Origin of the sequence: Streptomyces sp. NBC_00341, from assembly GCF_041435055.1 — a bacterium.
In the GTDB taxonomy this organism is placed as follows: domain Bacteria; phylum Actinomycetota; class Actinomycetes; order Streptomycetales; family Streptomycetaceae; genus Streptomyces.
Genome location: NZ_CP108002.1, coordinates 118,946 through 137,496, shown reverse-complemented (window position 1 = coordinate 137,496; position 18,551 = coordinate 118,946). Strand labels below are relative to the sequence as shown.

Genomic DNA, 18,551 nt, shown 5'->3' with positions numbered 1-18,551 from the left:
ACCACCCTGAAGAACCCACGATCAAACAACCACACACCCGACCGGCAACAACCAACCATTGTGAAAGTAGGGTGGGAGTGTGGATGTTGAAGCGATGCGGACGTTCGTGACCGTCGCTGAGACCGGCCAGTTCCAGGCGGCGGCGGACGAGCTCGGGATCAGCCAGCAGGCGGTCTCCAAGCGGATCGCGACCCTGGAGAAGCACCTTGGGGTCACGCTCCTGGTGCGCACCTCCCGCGGCTCCCGGATGAGCCTGGACGGGCAGGTCTTCCTGCCGCACGCCAAGAAGGTACTGACCACCGTCGAGCAGGCCGAGCAAGCCGTGCGCCCCGGCAGCCGTCCCTTGCGCGTCGACGTCCTCAACCGGCGCATCGCTCCTGCCCAGGCCGTCTACCGGTTCTACCGCTCCCAACCCGAGATGAACCTCGACGCCGTCACACTGAGCAAGGAGAACGCCGCCCAGGCCGCCCGCGCGGTGCTCGACGGGACTGTCGACGCGTCCTTCCGTGCCCTGCCGGCAGGCCAGGTCCCGGCCGGGATCAGGGCCGAACGACTCCTGGACGCGCCCCTGGAGCTCCTGGTCGGACCCAGCCACCCGTTGGCGGACGTACCCTGGGTCAGGCCCGCGGACCTGGCCGGCCACCGCATCTGGATCCCCGGGATCAGGCCCGGCACGGAGTGGGCGGCGTTTTATCAGGCGCTGTCCGAGGCCTTCGGCCTGAGTATCGACGCGCTCGGCCCCAACTTCGGGGACGAGGCCCTGATGGACGCACTGGCCGACTCGGACGCGCTGGCCACCCTCGTCGGCAGCGGGGACCGGTACGTGTGGCCCCAGACCCACGATCTGCGGCGCATCCCATTGCGCGAACCGACCCCGGTGTACACACACGTGCTGCTGTCCCGCACCGGAGACCAGCACCCCGTACTGACCGCGCTACGCGACCATCTGCGCACCTTGAGGCTGCGCACCCCGGACGACGTGTGGGCGCCGGACCGGACAGACCGCTGACCGGGACATCCCGGCAGGCGTCGCCCTCGCCCAGGTGGTGGTAGTTCCGCACCCGCCCGCCAGACGTCTGACCCCGGCCCGCCGCGGCCTGCCCCGTGACTGGACGCAGGTGACCCTGACCAAGCCATCGACGGACGAGCGACTGGACGCTGCCCTCGCCCTGGACGCCGCGCACGCGGTGAGTCCCGACCAGCGCCTGCTGCGCGTTCTGCTCGCCGACGATCAGGTCGTTGTCCGGCCGCCGAGTTGCAGCAGGTCCACCTCCGCGTCGACGCGCCCGAACTCGCGGGCCATGTGCACCAGCGCCTCCCGCAGCAGGCTCCGGCGCTCCGCCCGGTCCATGGCGGGCGCGGCGGTGATGGTGTCGGCCATGTGTGACCTGGTCCCGTCGTCGTTCGTGCCGAGCGAGGCCGGGTCGACGAGCGAGTCCAGGGCCGGCAGGACGCCGTTGCCGGCCAGCTGTTCGCACGTCATCCGCAGTCCGGTGGTGGGCGGGGCGGCCCACGACAGCCCGGCCGGGTCACCGACGAGGGCGGGCAGCAACTCGGCAGCCGTCTTCCACGTGCTCAGCAGCACGGCCTGGACCTCGTCGAAGCCCAGCCGCGTGTCCCGGCCGGAGCCGAGGGCCGCCGCCAAGGCCTGCGGGTTCTCGACCAGAACGTCCGAGCAGGCGACCACGGTGGACTCCATCGTGGCCGGCAGGGCGAGCATGACGGACGCCTTCAGGGCCGGGCCGCCGTCCGGTCCCGCGATCGTGCACGAGTAGGCGGCGGTACGGGCCGAGTTGCCGAAGGGGCCCCGTTCCCGGCGAGCGGCGGACAGCTCGGCGCCCCGACGCCTGGACAGCATCGTCACCGCCCCGGCCACCGCGCTGTACGGAAGCTGCTGCTCAAGCAGAGTGCGCCGGGGTTTGCTGATCTCCAGCCGGCTCGCCTCGGCCCAGGGCAGGTTCACCACGGCGCGCAGGCGCAGCGCCGTCGTCTGCCCGGCAGTCCTGTTCTCGGCCGACCGGCCCTGGTTGATGCTGAAGCGGGGGAGCGGCTGCCACCTCCACACACCACGCCCCGAACACGTCAGCCGGTCCGCGCCCCACGAACCGCCGTCGACGTTCACACTCCGGGAGCCGGCCGCGATCACCCACGGCGCGTCCGTGCCCTCGGGCGGGCGGGGAAGGCCGATGCCCGCGAGCGGATCTGGGCCCGGCGCATGCCGGCCGACTTCGACAGTCGCCTGCCAGACGGGCGCAGCGACGGCGACCGCAGGGCGCCCGGCCACCAGGCACAGCACCCAGCCCGGCTCACCGTCCCGTTCGTGGTGCAGATCCTGACAAGCGGCCGTGCCCTGCGCCCAGGCCTCGCCGGCAGGCAGCCCCAGCCCTTCTCCGGCCAACTGCCCGTAGACCGCCCGCATTTCCCGCTCCCGGTCCGGCAGGCCCTGCCCGACCCGCAGTCCGTCGTCCGGCCCGGCTTTCGACACGGCCTGCCCCAGGAGCTCGGTGAGAGCCTGGGCGGTCGGCATGCCCGAGGCCCGGACACCGGCGGAGAGCAGCTGCTGGATCCCAGTCCGCGGCAGCCAGTGCGTGCTGTCGCCGTCCCGCATCGGCACGGCGACCGTGTCGGTGCGCGGCGAACCGGGCTTGCCCACCGGTGCCGGCACGACGAAGAGCGTGTCGACAGCCTGCGCCGGGATGTCGATGAACGCCACCCGCCCGCCATCACCACAGGACCATCCCACCCGCACACCGCGCGGTGCCGGGGTGATCCTCTGTCGGATCAGCTTGCGGATCCGGTCCAGGTTCACCTCGGCCGGGCCGACCTCGACAATGTGGTCCAGCACCTCTTCGCCGTGCTCATGGCGGGTGGCGATGCCGATGACACCTTGTGGGCGTGCACGGCGCCAGCTGGCACCCAGATGGCGCGGGTGCCCGGCGCGATCCACGTCCCGGTGCTGGTCGTCACGGCCGGCACGCCCCGGCCCGCGTAGACGATCTGGTGGTCGTCGTGGCGGTGGGCGTCAATGGCCGCTCCGGGCACCAGCCACTGTGCGCCAGTCGGCGCTGTGGGCTCGTGGCGGATTTCTGTCATTGGTTGGCAGTTTATCGGAAGCGCGACATATCGCTCGGCGTCGACCATGGCGATGTGCCGGTCCCGCCGGCCCACGCGTCGCCGGCCCCGGCCGCCGAGACGCACGCCCCCTCTGCCTTCCCGTCGTCATGATCTCCAGGAGCCCCATTCATGAGCAGCGCCTTCCGGGTCCCCCCGCTCACTGAACTCCGTCACCGCCTCAGCGCGAAATGGCAGACCTTCCCGCACGATGTGCTGCCCCTGCCCGTCGCCGAGATGGATTTCCCGCTCGCCGAGCCGGTCGCCGCCGCCCTGCACCAGGCGATCCGCCGCTCCGACACCGGCTACGCGGCACCCACCACCGATCTCGCCAAGGCGGTCGCCGGCTACGCCCTGCGCACCTGGGACTGGGACATCGACCCCGACCATGTGCACACCGTCGCCGACGTCGGAATCGGGATCGTCGAGACGTTGCGCCGCATCGTCGCCCCCGGGGACAAGGTGGTCATCAGTCCGCCGGTCTACGAGCCGTTCTTCTGGTGGGTCCAGGAGGTGGGCGCCCTTGTCGTCGAGGCGCCGCTGAGCGAGGCACCCTCGGCCGACAGCATCGCGCGGGGCCCGCGCCTGGATCTGGCCGCCCTGGAGCGAGCCTTCGCCGACGGGGCCAGGGCCTACCTGCTGTGCAGCCCGCACAATCCGCTCGGCCTCGTGCACCCGCGCGACGACCTGGTCGCGCTCGCCGAACTGGCCGAGAAATACGGCGTCTTCGTCCTCGCCGACGAGATCCACGCCCCGCTCGTGCAGGCCGGAGCGGAGTTCGTCCCGTTCCTGTCGGTGTCGCAGGAGGCGCGGCGCTGGGGCTTCTCGTTCCTGTCCGCCAGCAAGGGCTGGAACCTGGCCGGTCTCAAGGCCGCCACCATCATCACCGCCGACCCGGCGCCGAAGCGGTACGTCGAGCGTATGTCGCCCCACTGCCTTTACCGCACCGGGCACCTGGGGGTGATCGCCACCGTCGCCGCCCTCAACGACGCGGACGCCTGGCTCGCCGAGGTCCTGGAAGTCCTCGACCACAACCGGACCCTGCTCGCCGAGCTCCTGGACAAGCATCTCCCCGCGGCGCGCTACACGCCGCCGCAGGCCAGTTTCCTGGCGTGGATCGACTTCCGGGCCCTCGGCTGGGGCGACGACCCCGCCGCCCACATCCTCGGCGCGGCCAAGGTCGCCCTGAACTCCGGTCACCGTTACGGCTTTCCCGGCTTCGCCCGGCTCAACTTCGGCTGCGCGCCGGAGACCCTCACCGAGGCGGTCATCCGTATCGCCGAGTCCTGCTGACACCCCTGACGAACCTCGAAGTCGACCGCTGACGGATGATCTTCTCCGTAGGCTCCCGCCCACGACCAGCGTGAGCACCCCGGAAGGCCGTCACACCAGCCATTTGACTTGCGAATTCAAGTTGGCGAAGGCTCACTCACTCTGCGAGTCTGACTACAAGGAGGACACCGCCTCCCCGTCCCGCCAAGCGATCCGCGTCGGCATCGGCTCCCCCACCACCGAGTCCCGCAGGAACAGCGGTGTCGAGCCGGCCATGCTCAGGTGGCCGTTCACACTCCGCGTGAGGGCGAGGCCGTAGCCGTCGGGGGTGTCCGCCCAACCCGTGCGCGTACCGGCAGCCCCTCCGTGCCTCGTCGCCCAGCCCCACTCGCGCCACACCCCCGTCACCAGGTCGAAATACCGGTCTCGGGTGTCCGGCGCGGTTCCCAACACCCAGTACCGGACGTCGAAGGTCGCCCAGCCGTCATCGGGATGGTTCAGGTCATCGGACAGGACAACCCCGCGGTGCAGGCCCGCGTGGGGTAGGTCCGGATGCCGTAGCGCCAGCGACAGTTCCGGGGGGCAGCGCACGGAGCGTCTCCGTGAAGCGCCGTAGTAGCTGGGTACGGGCCTCGGCCTGTGTTCTCACCGTTCTCACCCGCATAGGACGCCCGCAATCAAGCGAGAGAGAGGGGGCACCAGTGGGAGAAATTCCTGGTGTGCGTGAGGAGTTGGACCGGCTCGGGCGTGCCCTGCGTGCGCAGCTCGTCGAGCTGATCGACGACCTGACCCCCGGCGCCGACCTCGGCCTCCTCTTCCTCGACGAGCCGAACGTCGCCGACTGGCGCGAGCCCCTGCGCTACAGCTACTCGGCCGTGTTCCGTGGGGAACGCCCCGGAGGGGTCGGCGCTGCCGACGTCGCCTCCCGGGCGGCCGGCCTGCTCAGCTTGGCCGACTGGGACATCGCGGGGCCTCAGGAGGAGATCGACGGCACGAAACGCACGTACGCCCTCACTGCCCGCCGCCCCGACGGCACCCGCATCGAAGTCCGCACAGGCGACTACAACTCGGCCGTGCTCTACAGCGGGCAGACCCCCGCCCTAGCCTTGCACGAGCCGGAGGAGTTCCAGTGGCCGGAGCCGGTCCGGACGCCCGAGACCCTCACGCCCGGCTACGTGCTCTGCTACGAGTGCGACGGCCTCGGCGCCTGCCACGGCTGCGGTGGACGCGGCTGCCCCTGCCCGCCGACAGCGACCTGGCCCAGGCCATCGCCGTCCTCGCCCGCGCCCACCAGGACGCGGTCTGGAACCGGCAGCAGATCGCCAACCAGCTCCGCTCTCTCCTGCGTGAGTACTACCGGGCAGCTCTTGAGGCATGGCGGCACAAGGCGGGCGGACTGACCCGGCCGGACGCGCGGAAGATCCTTGCCGCGGCACCGACCCCGACCGAGGCCGCTGAGGTGGCACTCTGGAAGCTCAAGGTGACGATGCACAACGCGGGCCGCCAACGTTGGGATCAACGAGGACACCGAACGGATTCAGACGCTGTTCCGGCAGCCGTCCGCCCGCCAGCTACCGGTGGTGGAGGAGGCCATGGGTATCCAGGCCAAGGCTCTGCTGGTCCAGCTGAACGCCGTCTGCAAGGCAGTCGACGAGCTTGCCAAGGCGGTCGAACGGACCTTCCGAACCCACCCCGACGCCCCGGTCATGCTCAGCTTCCCCGGTATCGGCCCTGGAGTCGGTGCCCGCCTCCTGGCCGAGATCGGCGACGACCGCACCCGCTTCGCCACCGCTGGTGGACTCAAGGCATACGCGGGAGCTGCCCCGATCACCCGGGCCTCGGGCAAACGCAAATACGTCGGGCGCAGGTTCGTGAAGAACAACCGCCTCAACCACGCCGGCTACCTATGGGCCTTCTCCACCCTCACCCACTCGAAGGGCGCCAACGCGCACTACCGGAAGCGACGGGAGCACGGAGACTGGCATGCACAAGCCCTGCGGCACCTGTTCAACCGCATGCTCGGCCAGCTCCACCACTGCCTCCAGACTCGTGTCCCCTTCGACGAAGTGATCGCCTTTCCAGTGGACGCCGCTACGGCGTGACTGACGAGGACTCCTCCTCCGGGGCGGCCATGACCAGACCGGAACTTACGGCCTGGTCATGATCGATCCCAAGGCGCTGGAGGTAGGCCCAGCGGTCGAGCTGTTCGCAGGCCCATGAGGGGTCGTACGCCGCCGTCGGCAGCTGCGGTATGCGCTTGCGGCCGGTTTCGTCGAGGCGGTAGGGAGCGTCGAAGGCTTTGTCCCAGCCGTCCAGGTCTGCTGCGAAACGAGCGCCCGCTTCCGCGGCGTCGATCCCCAAGTACTGGGCGATCTCCGACCAGGAGCTGCCCCGTTCGCGTTCGTAGATCACGGCCGAGGCCAATGCGCGTTGAGCGAGTTCGATGAGCTGGAACGCTTGGCTGACCCGACCCCCGGGACCAGTGTCAGGGTCGTTCTCGGTGGCGACCAGTCCCCTCGCGCTATCAGCTACGTCCACGGCGTGGTCGCAGAGGACCAGGCGTGCCAGCGCCTGGCGGGTGAATCGGGCACGGTCGGCGTCGTAAGGGGTCGTCTCAGTCACCCGCACAGCCTCCCAGGCTGTGTCCGCAGCGAGTACCTGATTTCCGACGGGGACCGGGCTCCGCTTGACGGCTTAGCCGCATGAGGTGTCTTTCCACGCGATAGCCGTGGGAGAGGTCAGGTGCTCACGTTCTCTGCGGGGCTGGTTGCCGCCCGTGTGCGGGTGACGGGCCCGCCCTCCGCGCATGCCCGTCTGTCCGGGCAAGCGGGGCCCGGGACGAAGAGGACGTCCCGGGCCCCGCCGGGGCTCTGCCGACGAGGTGGTTCGCGGCGTGGGTTCAGTAAGTCGGGAAACAGGCTCTCCGGGTCGACGTGTCGGACATTGGGGATAGATCGGGGCTGCTCGAATAGTCCCCTGAACCATCCCGTCGATTCTAGGAGTTCTCGTGCGTATGCCCACATTCGTCCTCACTGTCGCCCCGGCCGCTCTGCTCGTTCTGACCGCTGCGGGAGGCGCCACGGCTGACGACTTCGACTCACCGAGCGGGACCGGTACTGCGGTCACCTGGCAGGGCAATGGGGGCGACGGGAGCATCACCTTCTTCGACAACGGGAGCACGTTCCAGGGAACCGCGCAGTTCCCCGGCGAGGGCCCCATGGGCTACGGCGGCAACTCCTGAACGAGGTTTCTGGACCTTCTGCGCGCCGCCCGTGTGCTGCGCGCAGAGGGCCGGGGCCCCGGACGGTTCTACAACAACCGTAAATAAGGCGAAAGGCGTCATGAAATTCAGCGTGTAATTCTGCCTTTCTTGAAACAGCCTTGGACGGTTTTCTGTTCGGGGTTGTTTTGTGTTTTGGTGTCCTTTGACAGCGAAGCTACTGAACTTGATTGGGTGATGTCGGGCGTGCAGCTCATCTTGCTCCGCAAGCCCTGCTCGACGGTGAGCCCGGCGGTCGGAATCCACTTCGTTGCAGCGCGCCGGGACCGTTAGGGTCAGCGGGATGAGTGATCTTCAGGCTGTCGTATGGCTACTTACGGGCATGCCCGGCTCGGGCAAGACCACCTTCGCGAAGGCGTTGGCACGAGGCGGTGTCGTCCGTCTGTCGGTGGATGACCAAATGACAGCTCGGCATGGACGGATCGGCAAAGACCACGCCGAGCACGAACACCTCGCGCTTCAGGCTCCCGTGATTGAGGGCGTTCAGCGACAGCTCGTCGCACTCCTACGGGAAAGCCGTTCGGTAGTGCTGGATCACGGTCTGGGCACCCGCGCGGTCAGGGACGACTACAAGCAGTTGGTTACGGAGTGTGGCGCCAAGTGGCGACTCGTCCACTTCCAGGCTGATCACGATGAGTTGTTGCGGCGACTGGCCAAGCGAAACAACGAGGAGGAACACGGCGTGATTTCGCCAGAGACGCTGGCCTGGATCGCCGAGCACTCCGAAGCCCCTGCGGGGGAGGGTGAAGAGCCCCCAATACTTCCAACCTCAGCCTGACAAAGATCCCTGGCTGAGATGCTTTTCGGCCACGCAGGTCCAGGCACGGTCGACACCAGGCCAGATCAGGTGTCCAGCGCCAGGCTGGCGCCGGCAAGACAGCCGTCGATGAGGTGCGGCCGGTACTGGATCTTCTTGAGGTTGCTTTTCACAGCGATGGCGAGCTGGTCGAGGTTCGCGGCGGCGAGGTCGCCGATCGTCCGTTTCACCAGGGACCAGATGCCTTCCTGCGGGTTGAGGTCAGGTGCGTAGGACGGGAAATGGAAGACGGTCAGCCAGTCCTCGTTCGCGGTGATGAAGTCCTTCATCTGCGGCATGAGATGGGTGCGCAGGTTGTCCCAGACCAGGACGATGGGGCCCTTGAGCTGGTTATGCGCCCGCACGATGAGGTCGCGGTAGTCCTGCCAGGTGAATCCCTTGGGTTCGCCCTTGCGGCCCCGGTGGACGCGGAAACTGCAGATCAGCCGGGAGCGGTCTCCGGGACGGAAGCAGACCATTCCCGCCATCGAAACCCGCCCTGAACCCCGTCCCCGGACGCGGACTACAGGAGTCCGGCCGACCCGGCCCCAGGACCTCGCGCGTGGCGGCCTCAGCGACTGGCTGGCCTCGTCCTCGAAGAGGATCCAGGCATCGCGGACCGCCGCCGTGCTTTTACCTGCGGCCACACCTCCTTCTTCCACAACTCCACTGCGTCGTCGTCACGTTCGATTGCCCGGCGGGCCGGCTGCTGCCACGACCAGCCATGACGCTTCAGCAGCCGCCATGTCCCCTCCACCGTGTAGCTGACGTGAAACAAGCGCCCGATCAAGGTCTTCACCCGCGCCAGCGTCCACCGCTGATCAGCCCAACCATGAGCAAGCGGACCACGCTCCAACTCCCGCTCCATTTTGGCAATTTGGTCTGCCGTAAGCCTCGGACGACCTGGCGATCCCTTCGACCGGACACCCTCTTCACCCCGCTCGCGCCACTGACGGCGCCAGCGCTCCACCGACCGCTCGCTCACCCGCAGCGCGGCCGCGATCTCCCGGCTCTTTGCACCGATCTCGAAGCGACCGACCGCTTCCAGCCGGATCCGCTCTCTTGCCGCCCTCTTGGCATCGGTCAAGCCACCGCCCTGCACGTATCTCACACCCCACAGGTACCGACCCGACTCAGCTCCGTCAGGCGAACAGCCCGACATCACCCAATCAAGTTCAGTAGTCGAGTGCAGCGCGCTGACCTGCGGCGACTAGGTTGGATGTCAACGGAGGGGCCAATGAGCTCTTTTCAACCTCCCACGTCACAAACAGTGCTCTCTGCCCGTCGGCGGCGTGGCAGCGTCCCGCAGGCGTAGGTGTCAGGGCCCGGTTGCGGGCGCGTCCTGGCGCGGTGTGAGCCTGACGTCGACTCGCAGTCAGTCGGTCCGGGTGCGGAGGCTTCGCGCCAGAGTGGGGATCATCACCGCCGCAGGGACGAGGTGGAGCCCGAGGAGGGCGGCGATGGTGGCAGTGTTCGCCCCGGACAGGAGGGGCGGGACCAACGAGATCGCCGTCAGCGACACTGCCGTCCACACGAATCGCAACGCGGGGCGAGGGCTCCAACGAAGAAAAGCGACGGCAATGACGATGCCCACGACCGAGAAGAACCCGGTCACCACGGCGAACCCGGACAACGGGATCGTCTCGCCACCGTCGGGGATCTCGAAGTTGACGCCAACGGCCTGGGCAAGCGCCGCGGCGACGGTGGTGGCCACCGTCGCTGCGAGCGTGGCGATGAAGCCGGTGCCGGCGAGCCCGCGGAGCCGGTGGGTGTGGCTGGACCGGCCCGATGCCGCGCCTGCGACGACCCCGGTGTCATCCATGCTGTTCATGGTGTTCCTCCGTCATTCGGTAACTGGCGTACGGGGTGTTGCCTTGCATGTGACGGTCCTGGCCCTAGAGTGTGTCTTCAAAGGTCAGATCCATAACAGGATTGAGGCGATGGTGACGGTGGCCTGGAACGACTCGTGGGTCTTGTCGTAGCGGGTGGCCAGGCCGCGCCATTGTTTGAGCCGGTTGAAGCAGCGCTCGACGACGTTGCGGAGTCGGTAGACCTCCCTGTTGAAACGCGGTGGTCGGCCGCCACGTGAGCCTCGGCGTAGGCGGCCGCTGGCCTGGTCGATGCGTTCGGGAATCGTGTGGCGGATGCCGCGCTTTCGCAGGTAGGCGCGGATCTTACGGGAGCTGTAGCCCTTGTCCGCGATGACGTGGTCGGGCCGGGTGCGTGGCCGGCCTGGACCGATGCGGGGAACGCAGATGGCGTCCAGGACCTCCTCGAAGCGAGTGCAGTCGTTGACGTTCCCGCCGGTCAGAACGAAGGCGAGTGGGCGGCCGTGTCCGTCGCAGACCAGGTGGAGCTTGGTGCTCAGTCCGCCTCGGGATCTGCCGAGGGCGTGATCACCCGCTTCGTCCCCCTCGGTGACCCCTTTTTGCCGCCGGCGGCGTGCTGATGGGCCCGCACGATCGTGGAATCGACCGACACCAGCCAGTCGATGTCCCCGGCCGCATCTTTCTCCGCCTGCAGAGCCCGCAGCATGCGAGAGAACGTGCCATCCAGCGCCCACCTGCGGAAACGCGTGTAGAGCGTCTGCCAGGAGCCGTAGCGTTCCGGCACATCCCGCCAGGCCGACCCCGTACGCAACTTCCACACAATCCCGTTCAGCACCACGCGGTCATCCGACCGCGGCCGCCCCGCCGTCCCCGAACTCGGCAACAACCGCGACAGGACAGCCCACTCAGCATCCGACAGCTCATGACGACGCACCACAACCGACATGATCCCTCAACACCTAAAACAGCTTTGAAGACACGGCCTAGGGGTGACGACGCGCACCCTCGCCGTGCGTCGGCCGGGGTTGCGCAGGGCGCGGACGCCGGTGCCGCGGAGCCAGAACCCGGCTCCGCGTCCGAGGACCTGCCCCAGCTCGCCGTCGCGCAGCTCCAGCTGAACCCGCCCGCGGGTGACGACGCCGAACGCGTCGCACCACTCCTCCGCGACCACTGGCACACGCGCGCCACCGCGCAGCGCGAGCGTCCACACCGGGACTACTCCGTGCCGTCCGCCGGCAGGCGCTCCGGCAGCCCCAGCCGCGGGAACCGGTCGTCGTGGAACGTGACGATCTCGGTGATCACCCCGCCGGTGATCCGCAGGACATCGATCGTCAGCGGCAGGTACGCGCCCTCCTGCTTCTGCCAGAGGTAGAAGGCGACGGCGGGCTGCCGGTTCACGGAGGTGGGGACGGCGCGCAGGCCCGTCATGCCCTCGAAGCCGTCCTCGACCCAGTCGTTCACCACCGCGTCTCGGCCGATGTATAGGCCCGGCGTGGGCGGCATCGAGCACCGGACGTCGTCCCGCAGTATGGCCGCGATCTTGCCGACGTCGGTCGCGACGCTGGCTTCGGTGAAGCGGCGCACCAACTCGCGCGTCCCGGTGTCCTGTTCGCCGCCGGTCCAGTCCTGCCGCTCGGCGGGCAGATGCTCCCGCATGCCGGCACGGGCCCGCTGCAGTGCGCTGTTCACGGAGTTGACGGAGTCCCCGAGGAGCTCCGCGACCTCCTTCGCCGGCCAGCCGAGCACGTCCCGCAGGATCAGCACGGCCCGTGGGCGCGGCGCGAGGTGCTGGACGGCGACCAGGTACGCCAGCTCGATTGTCTCCCGCGCGACGGCGAGGGTCTCCGGCTCGTCCGCGTCGCCCGCGGGCAGCTCATCGAGGAGCCGGTCCGGGTAGGGCTGCAGCCACAGCACTTCGCCACCGGTCGCAGGCTCCGGGCGGTGCTTGGCGAGCAGGTCCAGGCAGGCGTTGGTGGCAATCCGGTACAGCCAGGCCCGGAACGTCGACCGCCCCTCGAAGGTCTCCCGCCGCCGCCAGGCACGGAGGAACGTTTCCTGCACGGTGTCCTCGGCGTCCTCGAACGACCCGAGCATCCGGTAGCAGTGCACGTGCAGCTCCCGCCGGTGCCGCTCCGCCAGCCCAGAGAACGCCGGCTCGCCGACCTCGCCCAGCCCGCTCAAGCCCAGCTCTTCCAGCCGCGTGTCCGCACTCATCACGTCACCCTTCCGCCTCGTCGTGTCCCGTCGTAGGTATGACGGGTGCGGACGCGAAAACTCATCACCAGGGTCGGTCGGCATGACCGATCCAGTCACCGATCCACTGATGGATTCGGTGACGGAGCACGACGCGCGTTACGACAAGGGGGGCGGGTCCGCCGGAGCGGGCGCGGGTGCGCGATCGCCTGGCGCGTGCCGGGGTCGCCTGGTCTACGACGACGCGGCGGGCATGGCCGCACGGGCACGGCACGAGGTCCACCGAAAAGAGACGGGCTTGGTCGTGGAGCCGAGACCCGGCTCACCTGGGGAGATGCGCCCAAGGGGATTCGACCTACCCACGGCGGGGATGACGGTAGCGCAAGAGCCATCGCACGTGCGCCAGCAGTACCGCCTCCGGCGCACCCAGCGTGCTCACCCCGTACGACTAGGTTCACTGTCAAAGAGGCCGAAACGACTGAGTTCGCTGTCAAACGCCTCGATTGGATGACAAAGGACATTTGGTGTCCTTCGACAGTGAAGTTAGTCGTGTGCGGCGTGCTGGTCTGCGGCGACTGAGTTGGACGTCAATGCGCGCCCGCCACACAGCACCTTCGCGACCGCGAGCGCGTTCGCAAGGGGTACGGCCGCAAAGCCGTCTCTTACGTGCTGCTGCCCGGGCAGCGCAGGACGCTGCCGGGGCCGGCCCTGGTGCTCCGTGAGGACTACGGTGTCGGGCGGTGCGGCACGATCGGGAGTTGCACGTAGCTGATGCGGTCCGGACCGGTGTGCACGGTGTTGGTTGCGCCTGCGTGGTAGGCGGCGTCGTACTCGTGGGGGACACCGTGGGCGACTCCGTCGTAGGGCTGGATGTCGATGCGCAGGCGCTGGCCGGTCCGGATCAGTCCGGTGTTGGGGATGAGTTCGATTTCGACCGGGACCACCTCGCCGTCGCGAAGGGGTGCGTGGTCGTCTTTGAGGTGGGTGTGCTTGGGCGTGTATGGGGTGGTGCGGGCGGTGTCGAGCGTGCGGTGTGACGCCTTGAGCCATCCCTTGGTCATCGGGGCGATGCGGGCGGGGTAGTTCATGGTGGTGATGCCGAGGAAGTCGACTTCTCGGTCCTGTTCGTCGATGACGCGCACGGAGATGTAGATGTCCATGTCCTCGCTCGTGGAGGACACCCAGAGTTTGGCTTTGCCGTATCCGGCGATGACCGCGTCGTCGGCCATGGGCTCGCTGATGAAGGACATGCCGGTGGTACGGGGGTCTGCCGGCTCGACGTCGGCCGAGTAGGCTGCCTCCCGCTCAGCCGTTGGCTCCGAGGACGAGAGCCGCCTGAAGTCCGAGCGCGCGGAGTCTGCCGCCCAGTCCGACTCAGCCGCGTCGAAGTACCACTTGGTGTAGTTCGTCCTGGCGATCGGCCATTCGTTCTCCTCCTGGATGTAGGAGGCGCCGTTCCCGGTGCGGATCTCCAGGCGCACCGGCGGGGTGTCCATGATTCCGTTGTCGATGCCCTTGAGCCAGTGGTCGAAGAACGCCTTGTGCCGGGTGACGGTGTCTGCCGCGTAGGACTTCTGGAACCAGTCCTCCCAGAAGTCGAGCTTCTTGTGCGGGGTCGGTGTGGCGAGGTATGCCTCGCTGCTGCCGAGCTGGTGGAAGTGGGCGAGGTGGGTGGTGGCTGCTACGGACCACAGGGGAACGGTGACCTCGCTCATGTCCGGGCTCATGAACATCTCCGCGCGCGGCCCGTAGATGAGGTCGGGGTCGGAGTCCTTGAAGGGGCTCTCCTTCATGATGCGGGTGAAGTCGGCGATGTCGGGTTCGCCGCAGATCGCGGGCACGAACCCGGCCTGCTTCCAGTTGGGGAAGAAGTGCTCGTTGTAGATGCCGCCGTTGTAGGCGACCTCCTCGTACAGGTCGACGTCGGTGCCAATCGCGATCATCGCCTTGAGGTGTGCGGGCTGCAGGCTCGCGGCGGCGTGCTGACTGACGGCGAGATAGGACATGCCCCACAAGCCGACGGCCCCGTTCGACCAGGGCTGGACGCCGGCCCACTCGATGGCGTCGCGGAACGCTTCGGCTCCGGCCAGTCCCCACGGGGCCAGTTGACCGGGGCTCCGGCCTGCACCGGGCATGTCGACGCGGACGACCGCGTACCTGTCGGGTACCCACGTGGCCGTGTTGACGGTCTCGTGGTTCTCGAACTGCTGGCCCTCCGCGTTGCCGAGGAAGTAGTCCTCTTCCATCTGCTCGTGCCGCTCCAGGTCGGCGTCACTGCAGACGGAGTGGTGGTGGAAGGCTTTTCCGTACGGGCCGCAGCTCACGATGACCGGGTGGTTTCCGGGCTCTGCCGGGCGGAAGACGTCGGCGAAGACGTGCGAGCCGTTCTGCAGAGGGATCTTGACGTCGCGGAAGCGGAGGATGCCCATCGCGTTGCGGCGCAGTTCGTTCCGCGCGTTCGCGGGAGTGCACAACTGGCGCGGCGTCGCGTCGGTGAAGACGCCGGCCCGGTCGAGGTCGGCGAGAAGCCCGGTGACGACGGGGTCCTCGGTGAATCCCTGGATCTTGTCGGCCTGGTGGACGCCGGCGAAGTTGGCGTCGTGGCGGAAGTCGATGGGCCGGTCGCCGATGATGTCGTGGGCCTCGGGTGCGATGTCGGTCCCGTTGTCGCGGATGCCGTTGCGGCCGAGGGAGAACACCAGGCGGGCGATGTTCGTGACGCCCGGGTCCTTCAGCTTGCTGAGGTCGCCGTCGACGCGGGCGACTATCTGTGCGAGATGCAGCCGGGGCGCTGCGGGGACGTTGCCGATCGCGGTGCCGCCGAGAAGGAACGCGACTCGCTCGCCTTCCTCGTAGTGGAACTCGCCGCGTTCGTTGGTGAGTCCGCGACGGGTGGGGGTCTCGTACTTCAGGCCGGCGATCGGCCCGGCCATGACGCCTGTGAGAGTCATCGTTTTCTGTCTTCCTTGCCTTGAGTCATCGGTGGCCGCAAATGCGAAGCCGGTCGCGCAGAGCGCGCCGGAGGGCAGAGGCTGCACGCGGGCGTTCGCGATGGGATGGGAAACCGCCGGTCCGGCCGGCAGTGCCGCGACCGGAACGGCGGACTGTCATGCGGTCTTGAGCGGGAGCTGCAGGTAGGAGGTGCGGGCCCCGCCGGTGTGCACGAGGTGGATTCCCGTGTTCTGCGGCTCGTGGAACGGGACGCCGGGCATGATCGCGCCGAGCAGGTTATGTGCGCTGATCACCAGGCGCAGCTGCTCGCCGGGGTGGAGCACCAGACCGACGGGGGAGAGATCGATCTGGATCTCCGCTACGTCGCCGACTGCGAGCTTCTCGACCCGGTCGAAGGTGTGCGCGGGGATCTCGTCGGTGCTGAGGTCGCCGTCGAGGTGGCGGGTGGACACGCGCAGGCGCCCGTTGGAGCCCTTGTAGCGCAGCACCGAGGCGCTCCGATCGGTGACGTCCTGCAGGAAGGCGCTCCGGTGGGGGACGGTGAACTGCTGCAGCGCTGTCCCGTTGGCGTCGAGCTTCTGCACAAGGACGAACAGGTCCATGTCGTCCGTGCCCTCTGCCTCCACCCACAGGTGGGCTTTGGGGTAACCGACGAGTTCCGTTTCCTCGTCGAACCCGGCGAGGAAGGAGACACAGCCCGGGAGTGCCTGGGCCGGGTACCGCACGCTGCCCGCGGAGCCCGGGGCTTCCCTCCGCAGCGTGCGTGAGGAGGCGTCCAGGTAGAACCTCGTGTTCTCCACACCGGCGGGCGGGAAGGTGTCTGCGGGCTGTTCGACCCGGTCGGTGCCATGGAGGTCGAGCGTGGCGTAGCGCACCCGGGGAGTCTCCTCCCACCCGTTGTCCTCGCCCTTGAGGTAGTGGTCGAAGAACCGGCACAGGTCCTCACGGTGCGCCTCGTCGTAGTAGTCCGGCCACTCCTGGGTGCTGTGAATGCGCAGCCACTTCTCCTGCGAGGCGATGCGCCGCCAGGCCCGGAAGGTGCCTTGCGTGTGCAGGGTGTTGGTGTAGCTCGCGACGACGTACGCCGGGACGGTGATCCTGTCGAAGCGGGGGACCTTCTCCTCCCACACCGCGTCGAAGAGAGGGCGCTGCTCGGCTTCGGCGGCGACGTCTTCTCGGCGGCCGGCGCCGGCGAAGTTGCGCTGCAGTTGCTTCGTGAATCCGAGGTCGGGCATGCCGCCGCGCAGGACGAGATCCCGGTAGACGTCGCTGATTCCTTCCCACGGGTTGATCGCGGCGAGGTGCGGCGGCTGCTCCGCCGCGGTGAACCACTGCGACACCGCGAGGTAGGACGTGCCGCTCATGCCGACCTTGCCGTTGCACCACTCCTGGTCGGCGAGCCACTCGATGAGGTCGTGGCAGTCACGGCCCTCCTGCCGGTCCCACAGGTAGCTGTCACCACCGGAGTTCGCGATACCGCGGGGGTCGGGATTGCAGATCGCATACCCGTTCGCGCACCAGAACGCGGGGTCCGGTCCCTCGAACTTGCCCAGACCGGACAAGGCGCTGTTGTCCACGCCGATCATGTCGAAGAGCGAGGTAGTGGTGGGGGCTGTGCCCCCGCTCTTGCCGTACGGGCTCCACGCCACGATGACGGGTACCCGCTCGCTGCCCGCCGGGCGGAAGACGTCGGTGTAGATCGTGACGCCGTCGCGCAGGGTCACGGCGACGTCCTTCTCGAACACGATCTCGGCCGACAGCGGCAGGAATTCCGGCGCGACCTGAAACCGGGCGGGCAGAGTGCGGATGCCGGGCTCGAAGGGACTCAGCACGCCCCGGGCAGGCCCGGTCTCATAGGGGTACGACGGCACGAAGACCTTCTCGTCATCGCTCACGACGGGGCTCCTCTCACCGACACGTAGTCGGCTCACTTCAGACGGCCGGGTCGGATGATCCGCCGCTGGCGAGCGTAGAGCTGCGATCCAATTATATCAACTAGCGTTGATATATGACGGAGGCCGCTAGAGTGATCACATGTCCGAAAAACCCACAGCGTCGGCGCCCCGGCCACCACGCGGACGCCGGCCGGGGCAGAACACCACCCGGCAGGCGGTCCTCGACGCCGCGCGAGCCCGCTTCGCCGCAGACGGCTTCAACGCCACGACCATCCGCAAGATCGCTGCGGACGCCGGCGTCGACGCCGCGCTGGTGATGCGGTACTTCCGGTCCAAGGACGAACTCTTCGCCGCGGTGATGTCCATCTCGCCCGACGCCCTTGCCCGCCTCGCCGGCGCATTCGAGGGCCCCGAGCACTCGCTGGGCGAACGGGTCGCCCGGGCCCACCTGGGTGTGTGGGAGAGCGAGCCCAAGGATGCGGATGCTCTGCTCGCGATGCTCCGCGGAGCGATCGCGAACGAGCAGGCGACCGCGCAACTCCGGGAATTCATCGAGTCGCGCCTGACGGAGGACGTCCACCGGCGCGTGCCCGGTGACGATCACGACACCGCGGTCCGGGTGGCTCTGGCCGCGTCCATGCTGATCGGCATCCTCGTCGGACGCCGGGTGGTACAGGTGCCCCTGCTCACCGGCGAAGACGCGGAGTCAATCGTCCAGCGGGTTGGGCCCGCGCTGCAGGAACTTCTCGTGCCGCGGCCCGCACCGGACTCAGCCTGAAATCAAGCCCGGTGCAACCTCCAGCCCGCCCGCCGACAAAGCGTGGTGCGAGGTGCCGAAAATCAAGGTGCCCCTGGGCGGTCGTGACCGCTTCGCCGACTCCGGCCGCGAACATCAGCGCCTCATTGGTCAACCCGCACGACTCGGTTGCCTGTCAAAGAAGCTGATACGACTGGGTTCGATGTCAAACGCCTCGATTGAATGTCAGAGGAAATTTGGGTGTGGGGTTTGGTTTTGGTGCAGGTGGTGCCGATTGCCAATTGCTACACAATGATCCATGTTGATGCACGTCGACTTTGGGGCGTCCCGGGAGTGTGGTCCTGTTCCGCCAAAGGAACATGCTGCATCAGTTGATGCAGAGGGGTGGCAGGGATGGGGGAGACTGGTTCCAGAGTTCATCCGGACCACGAAGTGACGCGCCCTCACACCAGGCCTGGTACACCCC

The 18,551-nt window shown here is 68.2% G+C and carries 15 protein-coding genes and 2 pseudogenes; 6 read left to right on the top strand and 11 right to left on the bottom strand.

Annotated elements, in window-relative coordinates; translation table 11 throughout:
* Positions 1 to 79: 79 nt before the first annotated feature.
* Positions 80 to 1,009 (top strand): LysR family transcriptional regulator, encoded by a 930-nt coding sequence (locus OG892_RS00625; RefSeq protein WP_371628181.1) that lies wholly within the window; start codon positions 80 to 82, stop codon positions 1,007 to 1,009.
* A gap of 222 nt (positions 1,010 to 1,231) precedes the next feature.
* Here the strand turns inward: OG892_RS00625 and OG892_RS00620 are convergent, their stop codons facing one another.
* Both OG892_RS00620 and OG892_RS00615 read right to left on the bottom strand, forming a co-directional pair.
* Positions 1,232 to 2,947, bottom strand: a complete 1,716-nt coding sequence (locus tag OG892_RS00620) for a hypothetical protein (protein ID WP_371628182.1) — start codon at positions 2,945 to 2,947, stop codon at positions 1,232 to 1,234.
* Positions 2,887 to 3,093 (bottom strand): annotated as a pseudogene (locus OG892_RS00615) (AraC family transcriptional regulator); the annotation flags it as partial. The pseudogene OG892_RS00615 and the gene OG892_RS00620, both read right to left, overlap by 61 nt.
* Positions 3,094 to 3,243: 150 nt before the next feature.
* On the opposite strand from OG892_RS00615, the gene OG892_RS00610 reads away from it, so the two are divergent.
* Positions 3,244 to 4,404, top strand: a complete 1,161-nt coding sequence (locus OG892_RS00610) for a MalY/PatB family protein (RefSeq protein WP_371628183.1) — start codon at positions 3,244 to 3,246, stop codon at positions 4,402 to 4,404.
* 153 nt (positions 4,405 to 4,557) lie between these two features.
* Here OG892_RS00610 and OG892_RS00605 read toward each other — a convergent pair whose 3' ends face one another.
* A complete protein-coding gene (locus OG892_RS00605; RefSeq protein ID WP_371628184.1) occupies positions 4,558 to 4,974 on the bottom strand; it encodes a hypothetical protein in 417 nt (138 codons plus the stop codon).
* Positions 4,975 to 5,617: 643 nt separating this feature from the next.
* Here OG892_RS00605 and OG892_RS00600 point away from each other — a divergent pair.
* Positions 5,618 to 6,485: pseudogene (locus tag OG892_RS00600) on the top strand (transposase); the annotation flags it as partial.
* Here the strand turns inward: OG892_RS00600 and OG892_RS00595 are convergent.
* Entirely contained in the window at positions 6,475 to 7,005 is a 531-nt protein-coding gene (locus OG892_RS00595; protein ID WP_371628185.1) for a hypothetical protein, read from the bottom strand. The pseudogene OG892_RS00600 and the gene OG892_RS00595 overlap by 11 nt on opposite strands.
* 391 nt (positions 7,006 to 7,396) lie before the next feature.
* Between OG892_RS00595 and OG892_RS00590 the strand changes: the two genes are divergently transcribed.
* Together OG892_RS00590 and OG892_RS00585 are read left to right on the top strand one after the other, a co-directional pair.
* Complete coding sequence (locus OG892_RS00590) at positions 7,397 to 7,624, top strand: hypothetical protein (protein WP_371631549.1); 228 nt, start codon at positions 7,397 to 7,399, stop codon at positions 7,622 to 7,624.
* Between the two features lie 322 nt (positions 7,625 to 7,946).
* On the top strand, positions 7,947 to 8,441 hold the full coding sequence (locus OG892_RS00585) for an AAA family ATPase (protein WP_371628186.1): 495 nt from the start codon (positions 7,947 to 7,949) through the stop codon (positions 8,439 to 8,441).
* Between the two features lie 65 nt (positions 8,442 to 8,506).
* Here OG892_RS00585 and OG892_RS00580 read toward each other — a convergent pair whose 3' ends face one another.
* The 7 genes from OG892_RS00580 to OG892_RS00550 all read right to left on the bottom strand — a co-directional run bounded on the left by OG892_RS00580 (position 8,507) and on the right by OG892_RS00550 (position 17,328).
* On the bottom strand, positions 8,507 to 9,034 hold the full coding sequence (locus tag OG892_RS00580; protein WP_371631551.1) for a transposase: 528 nt from the start codon (positions 9,032 to 9,034) through the stop codon (positions 8,507 to 8,509).
* Positions 9,031 to 9,570 carry a winged helix-turn-helix domain-containing protein gene (locus OG892_RS00575; protein WP_371628187.1) on the bottom strand — a complete coding sequence of 180 codons (540 nt, stop codon included), beginning with the start codon at positions 9,568 to 9,570 and terminating at the stop codon, positions 9,031 to 9,033. Before OG892_RS00575 ends, OG892_RS00580 begins: the two co-directional genes overlap by 4 nt.
* A gap of 264 nt (positions 9,571 to 9,834) precedes the next feature.
* Complete coding sequence (locus tag OG892_RS00570) at positions 9,835 to 10,290, bottom strand: DUF6069 family protein (RefSeq protein ID WP_371628188.1); 456 nt, start codon at positions 10,288 to 10,290, stop codon at positions 9,835 to 9,837.
* An 84-nt stretch (positions 10,291 to 10,374) separates the two neighbouring features.
* A protein-coding gene (locus OG892_RS00565) for an IS5 family transposase (protein ID WP_371628189.1) occupies positions 10,375 to 11,234 on the bottom strand; the annotation gives its coding sequence in 2 pieces (ribosomal slippage) (positions 10,375 to 10,874 and positions 10,874 to 11,234; 861 coding nt in all).
* 269 nt (positions 11,235 to 11,503) lie between these two features.
* Entirely contained in the window at positions 11,504 to 12,502 is a 999-nt protein-coding gene (locus OG892_RS00560; RefSeq protein WP_371628190.1) for an RNA polymerase subunit sigma-70, read from the bottom strand.
* A 704-nt stretch (positions 12,503 to 13,206) separates the two neighbouring features.
* Positions 13,207 to 15,432 carry a CocE/NonD family hydrolase gene (locus OG892_RS00555; RefSeq protein ID WP_371628191.1) on the bottom strand — a complete coding sequence of 742 codons (2,226 nt, stop codon included), beginning with the start codon at positions 15,430 to 15,432 and terminating at the stop codon, positions 13,207 to 13,209.
* A 156-nt stretch (positions 15,433 to 15,588) separates the two neighbouring features.
* A complete protein-coding gene (locus OG892_RS00550) occupies positions 15,589 to 17,328 on the bottom strand; it encodes a CocE/NonD family hydrolase (RefSeq protein WP_371628192.1) in 1,740 nt (579 codons plus the stop codon).
* Positions 17,329 to 17,467: 139 nt separating this feature from the next.
* On the opposite strand from OG892_RS00550, the gene OG892_RS00545 reads away from it, so the two are divergent.
* A complete protein-coding gene (locus tag OG892_RS00545; protein WP_371628193.1) occupies positions 17,468 to 18,106 on the top strand; it encodes a TetR family transcriptional regulator in 639 nt (212 codons plus the stop codon).
* Positions 18,107 to 18,551: the final 445 nt, after the last annotated feature.

Bases quoted from the DNA above. Each gene is read 5' to 3' on its own strand.
- OG892_RS00610 (WP_371628183.1), top strand. From the start codon at position 3,244: ATGAGCAGCGCCTTCCGGGTCCCCCCGCTCACTGAACTCCGTCACCGC.
- OG892_RS00590 (WP_371631549.1), top strand. From the start codon at position 7,397: ATGCCCACATTCGTCCTCACTGTCGCCCCGGCCGCTCTGCTCGTTCTG.
- OG892_RS00585 (WP_371628186.1), top strand. From the start codon at position 7,947: ATGAGTGATCTTCAGGCTGTCGTATGGCTACTTACGGGCATGCCCGGC.
- OG892_RS00570 (WP_371628188.1), bottom strand. From the start codon at position 10,290: ATGAACAGCATGGATGACACCGGGGTCGTCGCAGGCGCGGCATCGGGC.
- OG892_RS00560 (WP_371628190.1), bottom strand. From the start codon at position 12,502: ATGAGTGCGGACACGCGGCTGGAAGAGCTGGGCTTGAGCGGGCTGGGC.
- OG892_RS00555 (WP_371628191.1), bottom strand. From the start codon at position 15,432: ATGACTCTCACAGGCGTCATGGCCGGGCCGATCGCCGGCCTGAAGTAC.
- OG892_RS00545 (WP_371628193.1), top strand. From the start codon at position 17,468: ATGTCCGAAAAACCCACAGCGTCGGCGCCCCGGCCACCACGCGGACGC.